This is a genomic window from Flavobacterium sp. N2038 (assembly GCF_025947185.1).
Lineage (GTDB): Bacteria > Bacteroidota > Bacteroidia > Flavobacteriales > Flavobacteriaceae > Flavobacterium.
In genome coordinates this window covers 4,169,459-4,187,651 of the sequence record NZ_CP110001.1, presented here as the reverse complement: position 1 = coordinate 4,187,651, position 18,193 = coordinate 4,169,459, and the positions used below count along the sequence as shown (strand labels likewise).

The window sequence follows — 18,193 nt, the reverse complement described above, 5'->3', positions numbered from 1 at the left end:
AGCTTATTGTATACTGTTGTTTACATTTAGGGATAAAAAAAAGCACTGCAATTACGCAGTGCTTTTTGATATAAATAATCTGGAAACGGTAATTATATAATAACAGGTTCAGCAGATAATTTTATTGTTGAATTAATAATAGACAAAGTAAGAGGATCTGATTCTCCAGAAAAGAATGCGTCCAGTATTTCCTGAAATACAGGATTGGTGTTCTCAACCATCGAAAAAAGAGTCATTGAGGAACGCAATTTGCGTGCATCCAGGTCTCCTAAAATTCCATCAGCTGATTTTCTTTTGAAGGTTAATAAAAGTTCTGAAATTTCAATTAGATGTTTTCCTAATATCGGATGTTCTAAAAACTCAGTTGCTTCTTTTAAATCGGCAATCGCATAAAGATTTGCTGTATCGCTTTTACCTAACCCTTTTATTTGTGGAAAAATGAACCACATCCAGTGTGTTTCTTTTTTTCCCTTGCTGATTTCAGAAAGAGCGGTAAGATAAAGTTTGTTCTGCGCATCCAGGAAACGCGATAAATCATTGTTAGAATAAGCCATTATGGTATTGTATTTAAAAAAAGGTTGCAAAAATAGTAAAAAAGAAAAGGTCTGCCTAATAAAAGGTTCATACAGTGTGTGTTTTAACTTTTTAAAGAAGTAATATCTTACGGTTTTTTTGCGTGAAAAAATATTTTAAGAGATTCAATTCTATAAAAATCAAAGATTTCGGTTAGTTCTTCTAAAGGTAAGATTGATCCTTGGTAAAACATCTCGTGTTGTTTTCGGAACCTGATGCTGCCAAAAACTATTGGTTGTTCCAGCCATTAATAGAAAAGAACCATGATGCAGCGGAATCTCAACCTGAGGAATATCTTTCCTGAATTTATGTCGGAGTCTGAACATTCTGGTCTCGCCAAAAGTTACAGAAGCAATAATGGGGTTAGGTACTGAATTGTGTTCTTTATCGCTATGCCAGGCGACGCTATCATTGCCGTTTCGGTATAAATTTAACAACAGACTATTAAAATCTACTTCTGTTTCTTTTTCTACGCGCCCTCGAATAGTTAATAAATCGTACGTCCAGTCGGGACCTTTTTGATCGGCACCGGGATTGTCTTTGTCTTCGTACCAGGAAATCATTCTTGGAGCTGTAACGATTTTATCAAACATTTCCATTTCGTATTCTCTCCATTTGGTCTGATGAAGTAATTTTTCGTAAAAACGATCAGATTCTTCTTTGCTAAAAAAATTATCGATTAAAATTAATTCGCAATCAGGCAAATCGTATATAATTTTACCACTGCTGCCTGGGGTAAATAATTCGGTATCGCTAAATAGTGTCATAATTCATTATGTTAGTTTTACAGCTCTATTTTATATTTTATTTGGTTTAGGAAGCTTTGCTTAAAAATTGTTTGTTAAAAAATACTTTACCCGGATGTTTTTCAGCGTAAGCAAAAATTAAATGTTCAATATATTGATTGCTTTTATAAGGTGTAACATAACTTTTTACATCTTCGGGATCATGAATGGCAACATCTTTCGGAATATAACCCATTCCATGAAAATGGCCGTTTTCAATCCAGATACAGCTTCGTTCATCTGAAGATCTTCCTTTATCAATTATGGCAAAACTCGGGCGGTTATTTAATAAAAAATCTATTGCATTGTCAACTTGTTCATTGTGAAGCAAAACATCTGGCAAATCTTTTATTTCATTATTTTGAAAAAAATCTCCTTCTTCAGGTCTTGAGTATTTACAAAAGCGATGATCGATTTCGAACTGTACTGCCAGACTTCTCAATAAATTGATGCCATCGTATTGGCTATTAAACTCATGAATACAGATTTGAAATTTACTCACTTTTCCGATTGCCAAATATTTGTAACCATTTCGGGCTTCGTATTGATAAATACCAAATTTGGCTTCAAAACGTTTTAAAGCTCTGTTATAAGTTGGCCACAGTTTTTTGATTTCGGTACATTCTAAAAGAAGCGCCATCAATTCGGTTGCACAGACTTCGAAAGTGATTCCGTAGATATCGCGTAAAAAATGTTGTCTTTGCGGATTAATATTATTACCCGTAAAATGTGATGTAACCCGTTTTTTTAGATTAATGGCTTTTCCAACATAAATCACTTTTTTTGCCTGATTATAAAAATAATAGACTCCGGGTTTATCAGGTAAATTATTAAAATCATCTGGCGGAAGATTTGGAGGCAATCGTTGATCCTGAGCCGTTTTTTTTATCATTTTATCAATTTCTCCGGCATCGTCCCATTCGAGTAAAAGAGAAAATAAAAGGGCAGTAGCATCGGCATCTCCACCTGCACGGTGTCTGTTTTCTAAAGATATATTCAAAGAATTACACAGATTTCCTAAACTGTATGAACCTAATCCCGGCTTGATTTTTCGAGCAGCACGAACAGTACACAATTTTCTCGCTGTCCATTTAAAACCCGCTTGTTCCAGTTGATGATGTATAAATGAATAATCGAAGTTGACATTGTGCGCCACGAAAATACGATCTGTGAGCATTTCTAAAACTTTTTCTGAAATATCATCAAAGATTGGTGCATTAGCAACCATTTCGTTATTAATTCCTGTTAATCCAAAAATAGAAGGTGGTATCTCCTGCTGTGGATTAACAAGTGTTTCATAACGATCCAGAACATTTGTACCGTCATGAATGATAATGGCAATTTCTGTAATACGGCTTCCACTGGCATTACCACCTGTGGTTTCGATATCGACTATGGCATATTCCTGATTCTTCATTTGTATATAACGTAAAATGTTCTGTTTCTGTTGTTTAAAATTTCAGTCGGTGTCTTGGAATGTTAATCTCATGTCCTGAAGGATACGGTTTTCTATGTGTGAGGCTAACATCTTCTTTAATCTGATTTTGTGTTTGATACTGATCTTTAGCATCCATATATCGAGGATCAGGAATAAAAGGCATTTTTGCCATTTTACTAATCGTAATGGTAGGGAAGTGGTAATCGACTTCGACATTGCCTAACAATAGATAACAGCCTCCACCCTGAAAAGGGTACTGCGCCAGGCTATCCGGAAAATGTGCCGTATCAAAATAAGTCCCCTCGTGATCAATCCAGGTGCCAAAATACATTGCTCCTTTTTTAGTAGGAACATGTTTTCTTGAAATTAAATACGCCAACATTCTGATTTGTCTTTTATGATATTTTACTAAGTCTTTTGCCATAATATCACCGCGATGTTTGGTTTGTAATAAATCAAAAACACTGCAGGAAACGGGGAAGCTTAAAAGTTCAATTTCATCAAAAGCATCTTCAAAAACCGAACGCTCCAGAGTTGGAAGTTTATATTCTTTAACAGGTTCCTGCAAGAGCATGAGATTTCTGTTTTCTGGTTTGAAATTGTTTAAAAGCAAACTTGCAATGACTAAAAGCTGATTTTTGGTTTTTCCGGTAAAACGAAATGCTCCAATGAAAATCAGTATTTTTACGCCTTCAATACCTATCGGAATACGATTGATGAAATTTTCTAAAGAAAGATATTCGCCATTTTTTTCCCTGTCAGATTCAATTAAATGAGCAATTTTAGACTCCAGGCTCTGTAAATGCATAAAACCGAGATAAATATCAGTGCCGTATAAAGTCGTTTGATATTCGCTTTTATTTACACAAGGATTATGAATGGTGCCACCAGACATTCGGGCTTCATGTACATAAACTTCGGTTCTGTAAAAACCACCCTGATTGTTGATTACCGCTGTCATAAATTCTACAGGGTAATACACTTTTAGATATAAACTCTGATAACTCTCGACAGCGTATGAAGCCGAGTGCGCTTTACAGAAAGAATATCCTGCAAAAGATTCAATCTGACGGTAAATTTCCTGACTCAAAACTTCGGGATGTCCTTTTTGTGCACAGCAGGAAAAGAAATTATCTTTTACTTTTTGCAAAGCTTCTTTAGAGCGTCCTTTTCCAGACATAGCGCGACGCAGAATATCGCCATCAGCCGCAGGAAGTCCGCCGTAATGCAAAGCGATTTTGATAACATCTTCCTGATATACCATAATACCGTAAGTTTCGCCAAGCTGTTCTTTGAAAACTTCATGAAAATATTCAAATTGATTCGGGTTATTATGACGAAAAATATATTCTTTCATCATTCCGGATTGTGCAACGCCGGGACGGATGATAGAAGATGCGGCAACCAGAATTTTGTAATTATCACAATTCAGTCGGCGTAATAAACCTCGCATAGCGGGACTTTCGATATAAAAACAGCCTATGGTATTTCCTTTTGCCAGATAAGCATTGCATACAGTTTCATCTTTAGAAATCGAAGTATTTCGAATATCTACTTTTATACCTTGATTTTTGGCAATTAGTTTTACGCTGTCGTCAATATGGCCAATACCACGCTGACTTAGAATGTCAAATTTTTCAAAACCAATTTCTTCCGCAATATGCATATCAAAAAGCACAATCGGAAATCCTTTTGGAGGCATTTCCAGAGGGGTATAATTTGTAATAGGTTCTTCAGAAATAATAATCCCGCAGGAATGCATGCTGCGTTGATTGGGGTATTTTTCGAGTAACATTCCGTATTGCTGAACCAGTTTTACAATTTTGTTTGTTTCATGCAATGTCATAGGATTTTTAGCCAGCATATCGAGTTCTTCTTTCGGAAGACCAAAAACTTTTCCAACTTCCCTGAAAATAGACCGGTATTTAAATTCGACATTGGTGCCACAAAAGGCAACATGTTCTTTACCGTATTTTTTAAATATATATTTCAGGATTATATCACGTTCCTGCCAGCTCCAGTCAATATCAAAATCGGGAGGGCTTTTTCGGTTGAGGTTTAAAAAACGCTCAAAATACAGATCAAGTTCGATCGGACATATATCTGTAATGCCGAGACAGTAGGCTATAATGCTGTTGGCGCCGCTTCCGCGTCCAATGTGCATAAATCCCTGGCTGTTGCTGAATTGAATGATATCCCAGGTAATTAAAAAATAACCACTGAATTCCAGTTCATCAATAACTTTTAATTCTTTTTCGACGCGTCTTCTGGCAATTGTGTTTTCTTTTCCATAACGCCATTCAAAACCTTCCATTGCCAATTCGGTTAGTTTTTTTATGTCGCTCTGACGGTTTTCAGTATAAAATTTTTTATTTCTTGGAACACCAAATTCATATTGAAAATTACAATCATCAATAATACGTTGTGTGTTTAATACAATTTCGGGGTAATTTTCGTAGAATGGCAAAAGAGATTCTACAGGCTGCATGATATCTGAAGTTTTGCAATAATCAGATTCAGTAAGTTTTGATAAAATAATATTGGTATCAATTGCCCGAAGAATTTTATGCAGATTGTATTCTGTTTTATTGGTAAAAGTCACAGGTTGCAAAACAACCATTTTAGAGATTTTATTTTTATGTTTTGAAGTTAGAAGACCTGAAACTTCTTGAGGACGAACTCCGATAAATTCATTTTCATGTAGTTTTTCAGGAGCATTTTCTAAAGTATAAATAACAAAAGTTGATTTAAATTCAGGAGCACGAAAAGGCAAAGCTTCTCCACTGAAATTATGGTCCGTTAAAAAACGATTCATTTCGGCTAAACCTTCAGCATTTTTTGCCAATCCAATATAGCGCAATTGATGATTACAACGAAATTCCATTCCAACAAGAGGCTTTATTTCGTTTTTCTCACATTCTCTTATAAAATCATAAATTCCTGTTACAGTATTAATATCTGTTAGAGCCATTGCTTTTACGCCACAAGAAACAGCTTGCCCGATAAGTTTATCAAGAGAAATTGTGCCGTAACGCAAAGAATGAAAAGAATGACAATTAAGATACATGTTATTTGATGCGTTTTAAAATTTCGTCTTTCGTATTCGGTTTAATAGAAGCTCCTGCACAGCGCATTACGGCATCAAAACCATAACGGCTTTTCATTTTATCCATAGCGGCATATAGTGAAAGCATTTCCTGAGTATCTTCAAAAAGATTGATTTGATAGGTTCCGCGCACCAATCCGCTGAAACGAACACCAATTAAGCGAAGACGCATACGACGCTGATATACTTTATCGAATAAATCGGCTGCATTTTTGTTCAGAATATGATCTGCTGATGTATAAGCGATTTTGGATTGCTTGGTCTCAGTATCAAAATTGGCATAACGAATTTTTACTGTAATTGTTGAGGTTAGCCATTGTTCAGATCTTAATTGAAATGCCAGTTTTTCCACCATTCCCTGAAGGATTCTTTTTAGCTTTATAATATCGATTGTATCCTGAGTAAAAGTATGTTCAGTCGAAATAGATTTTCTCTCGTTATAAGGTTCTACAGGTGTATGGTCAATTCCATGGGCTTTTTTCCAGATATCGAGACCATTTTTACCAATCATTTGTTGCAAAACTTCGGCAGGCATTTCAGATAAAGTCTGAATGGTGCGAACACCAATTCGGGATAAAAGCTGAAATGTTACCGTTCCTACCATTGGGATTTTCTGAATTGATAACGGATTCAAAAATGCCTGAACGTCCTGTTCCGGAATCTCAAGATTTCCTCTTGGTTTGCCTTCGCCTGTTGCAATTTTAGAAACGGTTTTATTGATGGACAAAGAAAAACTAATAGGTAGCCCCGTTTCTTTAATTACTTTTTGTGCCAACTCATCTGTCCATTTATAACTTCCGTGAAAACGGTCCATTCCGGTAATATCAAGATAAAATTCATCAATGCTTGCTTTTTCCAAAACAGGTGCTTTTTCCTGAAGAATTTCGGTAACATCATGAGATAATCGGGAATATAATTCGATATCACCTTTCATGATTTTTGCGTCTGGACAAAGTTTCATTGCCATACGAATTGGCATGGCAGAACGAACGCCAAAACGACGGGCTTCGTATGAACAAGATGCAACAACACCACGATCGCCACCGCCAATAATAAGCGGAATTCCCTCGAGTTGCGAATTTGTGAGTCGCTCACAGGATACAAAAAAGGTATCCAGATCCATATGTACAATTGCCCTTGCCATTTTCCTTTGTTTTTGTATGAAACAAAATTAGCACAGATTAGAACATTTTTTTATATATTTGATGTTCTAAATTATAACAAATTAATTATGTCCTTATTTTCAGACAACATCAGAGCGTTAAGGGTTAAGCATAAAATATCACAAGAGAAATTAGCCGAAAACCTTAGCATTACAAGAGGAAGATATGTAAAATACGAAGATGGAACTTCAGAAGCTCCGTATGATATTTTAAAGAAGATTGCCTTGTATTTTCATATGAGTATTGATTTGATATTATCTGTCGATATACGCAAAATTGATGTCCAAAATTTGATAAAACTGGAAGGCAATCGACTTATTTTACCAATTCAAGTGGATAGTTTTGGAGAAAATTATATCGAAATTGTATCTCAAAAAGCAAAAGCAGGTTATCTAAACGGATATGCTGATCCGGAATATATCGAAAGTTTACAGCAGATTACACTTCCTTTTTTAGGACCTGGAAAACACCGCGGATTTCCCGTTGAAGGTGATTCGATGCCACCACACGAAGCTGGTTCTATTATTATTGGTCGTTATGTCGAAAAGCTAGGAGAGGTGATGGACGGCAAAACCTATATTCTGATTACTAAAAATGAAGGAATGGTTTATAAACGTCTTAATAAAAATAAAAAGAACGCTTTGGTTTTGGAATCAGATAATAGTTTTTATCCGAATTATGAAGTGAAAGCGTCTGATATTTTGGAGATTTGGGAATATGAATGCAACATTGGCCGTTCAGATAAAAAACAAGAAATGACGGAAACCGGAGCAATGAAAGATTTGCTTTTAGAATTGAAAAGAGAAGTTAGAGAGATTAAGAATAATACTTCTAATACGTAAAGTTTTTTTGTTATTCCTGATAACTTTGGGATATATAGATTAAAAATATTTTTTCCGCCACGAATTCACGAATTATTTTAAATGAAAATTTGTGAATTCGTGGCGAATGAAAATTGGAAATAAACAGATTTAATTTCCTTTAACAATAGCTGATGCAATTTGTCCGCAATGATGTGAATTGTGAAAAAGAATAATCGATAATAATTTAATTCTTGGAATTGTTCCTAAAAAAGAAGTTTCTACTTCTTCGAACCAATCCTGATCAGAAGAATTATTTATAACATCTTCGAGTGTTTTATATCCTTGTTCCATAAAGGTATGACTGGCTTGAAGATCATAATGTTTTCCAGTATCAGATTGCCCGATTGTTGTGTTTTCGACATCCGTTTTAATTCCGAAAAATGCTCCTAATATGTTTGCCGTTTCGCCAATATGTCTGTAAATAAACCCAACCGAAGCTGTTTTTTCATTCAAACGAAAACGACTGTTTTCCGGAGTTATATTTTTAAATGTAGCATTACAGACAAAGCGGTTATGATCTAAAAGATCAAGTAAAATTTGTTTTTGCATGATTTCTTGTTTTTTAAATTAGTCTTTCTTTTTGTTCAGAATAGTTTCCAGTCTGCTGAGTTTGTTTTCCCAGAACTGGTCAAAATGACTGATCAGGGCTTTAACATCATTAAATCCTTTTTGATTTAAAACACAATGACGTTCTCGTCCAATTTCCTGAATAGAAATAAAACCTGCCTGCTGCAATATTTTAATATGTTTTGAAACCGCAGGACGACTCATATCAAAGTTTTCAGCCAAAGCATTTATATTATACGTTTCTTTAGTAAGTAATTGCAGAATTTGCCTGCGGCTCGGATCTGCAATTACTTGTAAAGCATCAAGATTAGGTAGTGACATTATTTTTCATTTAAAAGATTTTCTACTTTTTCCATTTTTTTCAACCAGCCTTCTGTCATTCCGGTTAGGATAGAAACATTTTCTTCTTTAAATCCGGTATGAAGAAGATACAATTCGGTACCATTATCTTTCTTTTCCAGTGTCCATTCGACAATAGTGTCAAAGATCGTTTCATCATTTCCCGGTCCGCCTTTCCAACTGTAAACAAGTTTTTTGAAAGGAACAATTTCTAATATTTTGCAATGAAAAATTCCATCAAGATTTAAACTTGGAATCGGATTGGTACGAAATGTAAAATGATGTCCTAAAAGAAGTTTAAAGTCATTTGGCATAATCCATTGTGCAATTAATTCTGTCTCCGTAAGATACATCCAGATTTCTTCGGGAGTTTGGCTGTAAAACCATTTGTGGTTAATTTCTGTTTTCATAGTTAAGTAACTTTAAGGTTACGTAAATTTATATGTAACTTTTGAGTTACGCAAATATTTTTGAATGTTTTTTTATGAATGTTGTTAAGAATAAACTACTTAACTTTACTGACCAGATAATAATAAGAGATAAATGAAGCTCCAAAAAGCCACAGCCGAAGATCATATTCTACTGACAGAAATCACCAAAAAGTCAAAAGCTTACTGGGGATATTCTGAAGAACAAATTACAGAATGGAGTAATAATCTAACTGTAACGGAAGATTATATTGAAAAGAATAATGTTTTTAATTTAGTTGAGGAAACTAAAATCATTGGTTATTATTCCTATATAATACAAGACAATAATCAGGTAGAATTAGATAACTTATTTATCTTGCCCGAATATATAGGAAGAGGATTGGGCAGTTATTTAATGAATGATTTTTTAGAAAGAATGCGAAATGAAAAAATCAAAAAAATAATTTTAGATTCAGAACCCAATGCAGAACAGTTTTACCAAAAAATCGGATTTAGAAAAATCGGAGAGTTTGAGACTTCTATTAAAAATAGATTTATGCCCATTATGGAAATGAATCTTTAAAAAACCTTTACATACCCCAAGCCATATTGCTGGCCATTATAAAAAGGCATGATCATAGAAGTCGATTTATTTTCAGAGGATGATTTGAATAATTTTTTAGTGATATAGGGATTTATCCAATACGCGATTTTGGTACTCAGAATCCCGATTCCGGCTCCTGCTGCTACATCTGTTAACCAATGACGGTTGTTGTAAATTCTAAATAATCCTGTTCCTGTGGCAACAGCATAACCAGCAATTCCGTACCAAATAGATTTGTCTTTGTATTCCTGCCATAAAAATTCGGCTCCGGCAAAAGCTGTAGCTGTGTGACCGGAAGGGAAGGAGTTATTTGAACTTCCGTCAGGTCTTTCTACATGTGAAATAGATTTTAGCCCTAAAACCGTTGAAGCCATTATAACATAAGAGGTCACAAATATGACTGAACGATCCCGCATATTATTCTTGCCTTTTACACCAAAAGCATTTAAAGCATAAACCGATGCTGCAGGTGCATATTGAGAAAAGTCATCAATTGTAACTTTCTCATCAATGTCTTCAGTAACTTCATCCTTAATCTGATGATTAAAACTCAACAACTGATCACTTTCAAGTCCAATAACGCCGTACCCAATTAATACACCAGGAATAATCAATTGTTTATAATTGAATTTTAGCTGATGTGAAGTACTGTCAATTTTTGTAATCGAATCATTTTGCTGCGCATTTGCAGAAAATAATCCAAAGAGAAATACCAGAAAAATCGTTTTGTAAAACATCTTTAGTTGTCGTTTTATAGTACAAAATTAACGAATGTTTATTGCAAGTATTTTGGGCTTAATTGAACCTTAAGTGAATATTAATTTACTGGTTTTAAATAGGGTAATTGACTTAAGATTAACTAAAATTTTTAGAATTCCGTAGAAATGATCGATGTTGTAGCAACGTCTCAAAGCTTCGGGATTTTTCATTTTTAAATTTACAATTTATAATTCATTATCTGTAATTTTTCTTACACTTTTAATGTGAACCAAAAAGTACTTCCCAACCCTAAATTACTCTCTACTCCAACACTTCCATTTTGTGCTTCAATAAATTCTTTGCTTATGGCTAACCCCAATCCTGTACCGGATTTCTGACTGCCCGGAATCTGGAAATATTTGTCGAAAACTTTGTCTTTGTATCGGGGTTCAATTCCTTTTCCAGTGTCGATAACCTGAAAAACCATTTGATTGGCTTCTTCTTTTAGTTTAATTAGAATGGTACTTTTTTCAGATGAATATCGAATAGCATTCGATAAATAATTAATCAGAACCCAGCCTGTTTTTTCGCTGTCAGCTTTTACATTTTTAAGATTTTCATCAGCATCAACAATCAATTGAATCTGTTTTTGATCTGCCTGAACTTTTACCGCTTCTACTGCATAATTTACAATTTCATGTGGATTGCTTTTTCCAATATTCAACTGAATATTTCCAGTTTCTAATTGAGATAAATTCAATAATTCTCCTGTGATTTTCAGCAAGCGCTGACTATCATCTTTAATACTTTCAACCAATTGTTTCTGATCGTTATTCATGTCGCCTGTTTTACCATTTTCAAGCAATTGAAGACTTAATTTTATAGAAGCAATTGGTGTTTTTAATTCGTGAGAAACTGTGGCAATAAAATTAGTTTTGGCAAAATCAAGTTCTTTAAAAAGCGTAATATTTCGCAGAATAATTACATCACCAATATTGATTTGTTTTTCTTCGCCTGTTGGTGTTATTGTAATACCATGAATCTCTTTCTCGAAATAGCTTTCTTTTCCATGAGCAAAAATTTTAAGAGGTTGTTTTCTAGGGGATTCTGTATCTTCTTTCAGAATTAATGAACGAATTAAATCATTAGAAACAGCTAATTCAGATGATGATTTTCCAATTACATCTTCTGATTTCAAACCAATAATTTTTAGTGCTTCATCATTGGCAAACAAAATAATTCCTTCATTATCCAGACCAATAATCGGATCGTTCATATTATTGATAAGGGTCTCCAATCGTTTTTTCTCAAAAAGAAGTTTATAAACATTACTGTCGTGATACTCTTCGAGTTTTTGTGCCATGGTATTAAACGATTTTGCAAGATCTCCAAATTCGCTATGACTTGTAAAATGAACACGTTCTGAATAATTTTTATTTGCAATTTCTTTAATACTCAGCGTTAATTCCTTAATTGGATTCGCAATATTATTAGGCAGATTAACCAATAAATTAAAAGCAATCAAAAAACATAAAGTTCCCACAATCGCAATAGAAAGATTGGCTGTTTCGGCAGTATGTTTTGCAATATCACTTTTCTGCTTTATGGCATCGAGATTCAATTTCATAATTGCAAAAAGATCTTGACGAATTTGCGCTTTTACACTTTCATCAGCATTGTTTTTAGCTAAAAGGGCAAAACTTTCTTTCAGCTTTTCAGTTGCTTGTTTTTCACCTGGTTCCGTAATATTTTGAGTTTGCTTTTCGAGATTTTCCTCAAAACTCTGAATTGTTTCTTTCGAACCCAATTTGATTCCATCCAATGCAGAAATCATATTTCTGGAATATTCCAAAGTATTATAATTGGATTTCAGAATATTCTCTGTGTCCTGCTTAATCAAAAAAACAGAATAAGCACTCACTAACGAGAGAATGATGATCATCAAAAATAACGATCCAACACCCAGATTCAATTTAGTTTTAATTCTCATTTAATTCTCATTTAATTCTCATTTTATAAAACATTTAATTTTTTTGAACCATATAAGTGATATAAGAAAATATTAGAATTGTTTTTTTTAACCGCAAAAGCGCAAAGGTTTCGCAAAGCACGCAAATATTTTTTCCATAGTATAAACAAAAAACTTTAGTGAACTTTGCGCCTTTGCGGTTAAATTTCAACGCCCTTAATAAAATGAACTTATATCACTTATATGGTTTAAAAATTTTTCAAGACAGAATAACAAGATCAACATTTGATAAAGATAGTTTGTTCAGCAAACGTCTGAAAATTGTTGTAGACAAAATTACTTTAAATAAATTCAAATGTGGTTTTCCGATACAGACAGTTGTAATTTGTTTTTCCTCTACGGTTGTCAAAATAGCATTGGCAATATTTGAATTTTCCAGTTTAATGACTTCAGCACCTAATTGTACGGCGAGTTTAAAGTTATTAATCAAATGCCTTTGTTTGTCTAAAGCAATTTTATTACTGCTTTCCTGCGGAGTTTCTACATACAAAACATACCAGGATCCGTTGTAATAACTTGCCAGTCGCGCTGCTTTTCTAATTACAATTTTGGCCGTTTTATCATTACTGCTAATACAGGCCAAAAGTTTCTCATGTCGTAAAGCATGAAGATTCGGAACTTCATTTTCAACTTTTCGAACGACCTGACTCGCTACTTCTTTCAAAGCCAGTTCTCGAAGTTGTAAAATCTGTTCCGATTTAAAAAAGTTCGTTAAAGCCGTCTGAATTTTATCCGGAGTATAAATTTTTCCTTCTTTCAAACGCGCAATCAAATCTTCAGATGTTAAGTCGATATTCACGACTTCATCTGCCAATCGCAAAACATTATCCGGAATGCGTTCCTGAACATCAATGTTGGTAATCCTTTTTACATCTTCATTTAAACTCTCAATATGCTGAATATTGACCGCTGAAATCACATTAATTCCAGCTTCCAGAATTTCTAAAACATCCTGCCAGCGTTTTTCATTTTTGCTTCCTTCTACGTTCGTGTGTGCTAATTCATCCACAATAACCACTTCTGGACGAAGATTTATTATAGCTTGAACGTCAAGTTCTTCCAATTCTTTTCCTTTATAGAAAATGGTTCGTCTCGGAATTATTGGTAAGCCTGCTAATAATTCATGCGTTTCTTTTCGCATATGCGTTTCGATGTAGCCAATTTTTACATCGATTCCGTTTTTCAATAACGAATGCGCTTCCTGAAGCATACGAAAAGTTTTGCCCACACCGGCGCTCATCCCAATGTAGATTTTAAACTTTCCCTTTCGTGATTTCTGAATTAAATCGAGAAAGTGCTGCGCATTATTTTCTTTTTCTTCTTTCATGTTTTTTGCCACTAAGGCGCTAAGTCACAATGCTTTTTTAGCCACGAATTCACGAATTTTTATTTAAAGTAATTCGTGAATTCGTGGCAAATAAATCCTAGAAGCTAATCGCCAAGGAAGTTGTTACAAACGTATTTATATCCGTTGGAAGATTATCTTTATTGGTGAAGATTTCGTCTTTACTTGAAAGATTTCTGGCTTCAATTCTAAACATAACATTATCAGTGACTAAGTAATCAAAGTTAGCTGAAAATCCGTAAGTTTTAAAACCGTTTGGTGTTTCAGTCGCTATAATTACACCTTTTTCATCACTATAATATTCACCGCGTGCTGCAAGCTGAATTTTGTCTGTTGGCTTGTATTGCAGAATCAAAACAGGCGAAAACCAAGTATCATATTTATTACTTCCTTTAGCCGATTGTTGTGATCCAATATCAAAACCAGCCGTTACATTTGTTTTCTCTGTTACTTTAAACTGGCCGTAAAAATTGTTAAAATAGCGCCATTTTTTGTCAATATCCGGCTGCTCATTTCCAACATATGTACTCCAGTTCAGCGCAACCCGATCAGATGGTTTGTAGGTAACCTGAGTTCCAAAAGCAGGCGTATGATTTCCTTCTACTTTTTCTATTCTCTGCCAGCCGTTTAAGTACATACCGGCCAAATACCATTCTCCAGATTCAGATGTATAACCAATTTTAACTCCTGCTTCATAATAAGGAGAATTCTCAGCCATAATACTTCTCGTTAAAGCCTGACAGTCTTTTCCAATAGCACTTTCAAAACCAATGTGAGCTGGCATAATCCCGGCATCAATCCATAAATTATGGCTTTTCGAAATTTTCACCCCCACATTTGCCTCGTATATATTTTTCAGCAAACCTTGTTCTGCCGACATATTATATTCAGCATACGTTCCGGCCATTAAGGCAAAGTTTCCACGAACATTTTCTTTTGTATAATTTACTTTTGCAAGTGCTAAATTGATGTTTACTTCATTACTTTTATTAAAGTTATAAAAAAAGCTGGGGCGAGTATGATTTTCGGGTTTTCCAAAATCATAACTATAATAGGTTTCTACATATCCTGAAAACGTCAGCGGATTTTTTGATTCTTCTTGTGCATGTAAATTGCTATAGCCAAAAGCGATTAAAGCAGTAAGTATTATTTTTTTCATTTTTGTGGTATTCAATTATTTATTAGTAGATTTTTTTTAGGAGCTATTTCCCGCTATCCACTACAATCTTTTGTGTGGAACCCCCACACAAAAGGATTTTCGTTTCTATCGGGGCTAGGACATTTGGGGTAAAAAGGCGTTTTTGTTTCCTGCAAGGTTTTCAAAACGGTGAAGGTATTAATTTTAAAGTTTTTGATTTAACGTCTCGTTTTGTTATTTCGACGTAAGGAGAAATCTTCGTTGCTAGATCGACACAGATTGATATTCTTTGTCGAGTTACTTACAGAGACCCCTCGTTTCTCGGGATGACAAAAATAACAAAATTACTTTGTCAAATCCGACAGGTTTTTAAAACCTGTCGGATTTAAAAACGTATTACTTTAATTGATCCAGAGCGACATTCAATTCCAGAACATTCACTGTTTCCGGCCCAACAACAGCAGTATTAATTTTAGATTCAACCAAAGCTTTTACTTTCGCTTCATCCAGTTTTCTTTCTTTAGCAATACGCTTCACCTGAATCAGCGCCCCTTGAGGAGAAATATTTGGATCTAAACCACTTCCTGAAGCCGTAACCATATCAGCTGGAATATCAGATTTTTTCAAATACGGATGAACCAGTAAAAGTGTATCAATTCTTTTTTGAACCGTAGCTAAATAATCGGCATTGCTTGGACCTTTGTTACTTCCGGCACTTCCGGCAGCATTATAATCAACAGCCGAAGGTCTTCCCCAAAAATAATTCGACTTATCAAATTTCTGACCGATTTTTTGGTAACCAACCACTTTTCCGTTAACCGAAATCGTTTCTCCTTTTCCTTGATTTGGAGCTAATTTTGCAATTCCGTAAATCGCTAAAGGATAAATAACCGCAAACAAAATCAAAGTAAATACGGTAAGTTTTATTATAGAAAACAGATTTTTCATTTTTTTGAAGATTCTAAGGGACTACGTTGCTAAGGTTCTAAGTTTTTTTCAGAAGCTTAGTAATACGAAGTCATGTTTTTATTTGAGTTTTTATAAACCCGACAGGTTTTTAAAACCTGTCGTGATTTTACATGCATAAAGAGACCAGCAAATCAATAACTTTAATCCCGATAAAAGGAACAATTAAACCACCTAAACCATAAATCAAAAGGTTTCTTTTTAGGATGGCACTAGCTCCAATTGGACGATAATCAACACCTTTCAGCGCAAGGGGAATCAAAATTGGAATGATAATCGCGTTGAAAATTACAGCTGATAAAATGGCACTTTCAGGGCTGTGCAAGTGCATAATATTTAAACCTTGCAACGCAGGAATCGCAGTAATAAAAAGAGCAGGAACAATAGCAAAATATTTCGCAACGTCATTTGCAATAGAAAAAGTAGTTAAAGTACCTCGAGTCATTAAAAGCTGTTTTCCAATTTCAACAATCTCGATTAGTTTCGTTGGGTCATTATCAAGATCGACCATGTTTCCGGCTTCTTTTGCTGCTTGAGTTCCGCTGTTCATGGCAACTCCAACATTCGCCTGAGCAAGGGCAGGAGCATCATTTGTTCCGTCACCCATCATGGCAACCAGTCTTCCTTCAGCTTGTTCTTTTCTGATGTAATTCATTTTATCCTCAGGCTTAGCTTCGGCAATAAAATCATCAACACCAGCTGCTTCGGCAATAAATTTGGCCGTAAGCGGGTTATCACCTGTAACCATTACCGTTTTAATTCCCATTCTGCGTAAGCGCTCAAAACGTTCTTTCATTCCGGTTTTTATAATATCCTGAAGTTCGATAACACCTTGAACTGCGCCGTCTTTAATTACAACCAAAGGAGTTCCTCCGTTAGAAGATATTGTAATAACTTGTTGTGCAGTGTCGTCAGGAAAAGCATTTCCAGCCTGTTGTGCAATATTCTTAGCGGCATCTTGTGCTCCCTTTCTAATATTGGTTCCATCTTTTAATACCACTCCAGAAGTTCTGGTTTCTGCAGTAAATTTGATGGTGTGTGCAATGTTAGAAGTAGTTTGTAAAAAGCTGGCTTTCGTCTCACTTTTTACATCAATCATCTCGCTTAACTCAAGAATACTTTTTCCTTCTGGAGTATCATCAGCAAGCGAACTCAAAACAGCCGATTTAACGAAATCATCAAAAGAAATTCCTTTTGTTGGATAAAAATTAGTTGCTTTTCGGTTTCCAATTGTAATGGTTCCTGTTTTATCCAAAAGTAAAACATCAATATCTCCTGCAGTTTCGACTGCTTTACCCGATTTTGTAATTACGTTAGCACGCAACGCTCTATCCATTCCCGCAATACCAATTGCAGAAAGTAAACCTCCAATTGTAGTTGGAATTAAACATACAAACAAAGCAATGAAAGCCGCAATCGTGATGGGTGCATTGGCATAGTCGGCAAACGGTTTTAGCGTAACGCACACAATCACGAAAATTAAAGTAAATGCGGCTAATAAAATGGTTAAGGCAATTTCGTTTGGTGTTTTCTGACGGCTCGCACCTTCAACCAAAGCAATCATTTTATCTAAAAAGCTTTCGCCAGGTTCAGAAGTTACTTTTACTTTAATTTTATCAGATAATACTTTTGTTCCTCCAGTTACCGAAGATTTATCTCCGCCAGCTTCTCGGATTACAGGAGCACTTTCTCCGGTAATAGCACTTTCATCGATTGTTGCCAGACCTTCGATAATTTCACCATCGGCAGCAATTAAATCACCTGCTTCACAAACGAAAATATCGTCTTTTTTTAATGCCGAAGAACTAATGTTTTTAATTTCTCCGTTTGGCATAATTTGTTTAGCCGGAGTTTCTTCACGTGTTTTTCGTAAACTGTCGGCTTGTGCTTTTCCTCTAGCTTCGGCAATTGCTTCGGCGAAATTGGCAAATAAAAGCGTTGCCAGTAAAATTAAAAATACAATTAAGTTATAAGTAAAACTTCCCTGATCATTTGCTCCCATTAATATTGAAATACAGACAGCAAACATAATAGCTGTTCCAATTTCTACGGTAAACATTACCGGATTTTTGATCATCATTTTTGGGTTCAGCTTGACAAAAGACTGCACTAAGGCTTCTTTTACCTGTTTACTTTCAAACAATGATGTGGATTTATTAGTTGTCATT

General features: G+C 34.8%; 16 protein-coding genes. 2 read left to right on the top strand and 14 right to left on the bottom strand.

Features of this window, described 5'->3' with window-relative positions; translation table 11 throughout:
* Positions 1–92: 92 nt before the first annotated feature.
* The 5 genes from OLM51_RS18285 to dinB form a co-directional block, all read right to left on the bottom strand.
* Complete coding sequence (locus OLM51_RS18285) at positions 93–554, bottom strand: DUF1810 domain-containing protein (RefSeq protein WP_264552027.1); 462 nt, start codon at positions 552–554, stop codon at positions 93–95.
* Between the two features lie 159 nt (positions 555–713).
* Positions 714–1,340: an alpha-ketoglutarate-dependent dioxygenase AlkB family protein gene (locus tag OLM51_RS18280; protein WP_264552026.1), complete on the bottom strand. Its 627-nt coding sequence runs from the start codon at positions 1,338–1,340 to the stop codon at positions 714–716.
* A gap of 46 nt (positions 1,341–1,386) precedes the next feature.
* Positions 1,387–2,775 carry an exonuclease domain-containing protein gene (locus tag OLM51_RS18275; RefSeq protein WP_264552025.1) on the bottom strand — a complete coding sequence of 463 codons (1,389 nt, stop codon included), beginning with the start codon at positions 2,773–2,775 and terminating at the stop codon, positions 1,387–1,389.
* A 34-nt stretch (positions 2,776–2,809) separates the two neighbouring features.
* On the bottom strand, positions 2,810–5,863 hold the full coding sequence (locus OLM51_RS18270; protein WP_264552024.1) for a DNA polymerase III subunit alpha: 3,054 nt from the start codon (positions 5,861–5,863) through the stop codon (positions 2,810–2,812).
* 1 nt (position 5,864) lies between these two features.
* Positions 5,865–7,046 (bottom strand): DNA polymerase IV, encoded by a 1,182-nt coding sequence (gene dinB / locus OLM51_RS18265; RefSeq protein WP_264552023.1) that lies wholly within the window; start codon positions 7,044–7,046, stop codon positions 5,865–5,867.
* Positions 7,047–7,133: 87 nt separating this feature from the next.
* Between dinB and OLM51_RS18260 the strand changes: the two genes are divergently transcribed.
* Positions 7,134–7,907: an XRE family transcriptional regulator gene (locus OLM51_RS18260; RefSeq protein WP_264552022.1), complete on the top strand. Its 774-nt coding sequence runs from the start codon at positions 7,134–7,136 to the stop codon at positions 7,905–7,907.
* A 129-nt stretch (positions 7,908–8,036) separates the two neighbouring features.
* Here OLM51_RS18260 and OLM51_RS18255 read toward each other — a convergent pair whose 3' ends face one another.
* Genes OLM51_RS18255 through OLM51_RS18245 form a run of 3 tightly spaced genes read right to left on the bottom strand, consistent with a single transcriptional unit; the run spans position 8,037 to position 9,244 of the window.
* Positions 8,037–8,477, bottom strand: a complete 441-nt coding sequence (locus OLM51_RS18255) for a DinB family protein (RefSeq protein WP_264552021.1) — start codon at positions 8,475–8,477, stop codon at positions 8,037–8,039.
* 18 nt (positions 8,478–8,495) lie between these two features.
* The gene (locus OLM51_RS18250; protein WP_213254177.1) at positions 8,496–8,816 is read right to left on the bottom strand and encodes an ArsR/SmtB family transcription factor; all 321 of its coding nucleotides are present in this window, start codon (positions 8,814–8,816) and stop codon (positions 8,496–8,498) included.
* Positions 8,816–9,244, bottom strand: a complete 429-nt coding sequence (locus OLM51_RS18245) for an SRPBCC family protein (protein WP_264552020.1) — start codon at positions 9,242–9,244, stop codon at positions 8,816–8,818. Before OLM51_RS18245 ends, OLM51_RS18250 begins: the two co-directional genes overlap by 1 nt.
* Positions 9,245–9,377: 133 nt before the next feature.
* Between OLM51_RS18245 and OLM51_RS18240 the strand changes: the two genes are divergently transcribed.
* Positions 9,378–9,827 carry a GNAT family N-acetyltransferase gene (locus tag OLM51_RS18240; protein WP_264552019.1) on the top strand — a complete coding sequence of 150 codons (450 nt, stop codon included), beginning with the start codon at positions 9,378–9,380 and terminating at the stop codon, positions 9,825–9,827.
* Here the strand turns inward: OLM51_RS18240 and OLM51_RS18235 are convergent.
* The 6 genes from OLM51_RS18235 to kdpB all read right to left on the bottom strand — a co-directional run bounded on the left by OLM51_RS18235 (position 9,824) and on the right by kdpB (position 18,192).
* On the bottom strand, positions 9,824–10,585 hold the full coding sequence (locus OLM51_RS18235) for a phosphatase PAP2 family protein (protein ID WP_264552018.1): 762 nt from the start codon (positions 10,583–10,585) through the stop codon (positions 9,824–9,826). The genes OLM51_RS18240 and OLM51_RS18235 overlap by 4 nt on opposite strands.
* Positions 10,586–10,818: 233 nt before the next feature.
* Positions 10,819–12,537 carry an ATP-binding protein gene (locus OLM51_RS18230; protein WP_264552017.1) on the bottom strand — a complete coding sequence of 573 codons (1,719 nt, stop codon included), beginning with the start codon at positions 12,535–12,537 and terminating at the stop codon, positions 10,819–10,821.
* Between the two features lie 238 nt (positions 12,538–12,775).
* The gene (locus tag OLM51_RS18225) at positions 12,776–13,903 is read right to left on the bottom strand and encodes a sensor protein KdpD (protein ID WP_264552016.1); all 1,128 of its coding nucleotides are present in this window, start codon (positions 13,901–13,903) and stop codon (positions 12,776–12,778) included.
* 97 nt (positions 13,904–14,000) lie between these two features.
* Positions 14,001–15,080, bottom strand: a complete 1,080-nt coding sequence (locus OLM51_RS18220; protein ID WP_264552015.1) for a porin — start codon at positions 15,078–15,080, stop codon at positions 14,001–14,003.
* 375 nt (positions 15,081–15,455) lie between these two features.
* Positions 15,456–16,007 carry a K(+)-transporting ATPase subunit C gene (locus OLM51_RS18215; protein WP_264552014.1) on the bottom strand — a complete coding sequence of 184 codons (552 nt, stop codon included), beginning with the start codon at positions 16,005–16,007 and terminating at the stop codon, positions 15,456–15,458.
* 127 nt (positions 16,008–16,134) lie between these two features.
* On the bottom strand, positions 16,135–18,192 hold the full coding sequence (gene kdpB / locus OLM51_RS18210; protein ID WP_264552013.1) for a potassium-transporting ATPase subunit KdpB: 2,058 nt from the start codon (positions 18,190–18,192) through the stop codon (positions 16,135–16,137).
* Position 18,193 lies beyond the last annotated feature (1 nt).